Below are 1,028 nucleotides of genomic sequence, written 5' to 3' on the forward strand. Positions count from 1 at the left end.
GCCGTTATCTTTAACGACTACTGTTACTTCATAAGCATTTGGATCGTATTCAACTCCGGCTACATCACCTGCTTTTTCAGAGATAGTGAATGTACGAGTTTCTTCTTTTGTGAAGGTAAGTTCTGGGAATTGAATCTTACCGTTTGCATCGTTTGAAACAGTGTGGAGAACTGTTCCATTTTCTTTCAACTCAAATTCAAATTGGCCAGCCTCGATAGCTTTACCGTTCAAGACTTTCTTAGCTTCAAGTTGAAGTTTTGCTTCTTTAGCAGCGTATGTGTTTGTAAATTCTTTCTTAGAATCTTTATATTTAACACTTGCAATCTTTTGACCATACACGTTTGCTACAGTAACTTCTGCTTCAAGTACTGAATCATCGTATGTATAGCCAGGTTTGTTGTCATTTACTTCTTTAATTTGGTATTTGAATGTACCTTCATTAGAGAATTTAACTGCTGGGAATTTAACATTTCCTTCAGCATCGTTTTTAGCTTCAGTTACAGAACCATCTGGAGCAATCAATTGGAAAGTAAATGCATCTGCCTCAAGAGTTTTTCCTTCAAGTTTTTTCTTAACTTGGAATTCAACCTCATCAGACTTCGCACCTGAACCGATACCTTCTGTAGTTGTCAAAGCAGCAAATCCATGAACATCAAATGTTTCTTGATCGGTTGTCGCTTTTACATCGTTAAATGCTTTTTTAGTTGCATTGTCAACTGGAGCAGTTAGACGAGTTTTATATAGAATATAGAGACCTTGTCCGTCCATTGTACCATCACCGTTTGGAGTGATTGTAAAGTGATTTCCATCAACAACGTTGATATGGGCAGCTTCTAGTCTTGGACGAGCTTCAGCTTTGTTCCACTCAGTAAAGTAGTAACCAGTAATTTCACTTGCAAGAACTTGTCCTTCTGGAATAGTATCTTCGAGTTTAACCCCTGTGTAAGATTTTGCATAGCGGTTAACACGGATACGCCAGTTTACATAGTTAGGATCGTCTGAGTCTTGAACTCCCCATTTAGTAAATC

At 37.8% G+C, this 1,028-nt stretch carries 1 protein-coding gene; it reads right to left on the reverse strand.

Features of this window, described 5'->3' with window-relative positions; translation table 11 throughout:
• Positions 1-1,028, reverse strand: a 1,028-nt coding sequence (locus GMD4S_RS09340; RefSeq protein WP_000419197.1) for a Spy0128 family protein, incomplete at both ends; no start/stop codon positions are given.

It is taken from the genome of Streptococcus sp. GMD4S (assembly GCF_000296955.1).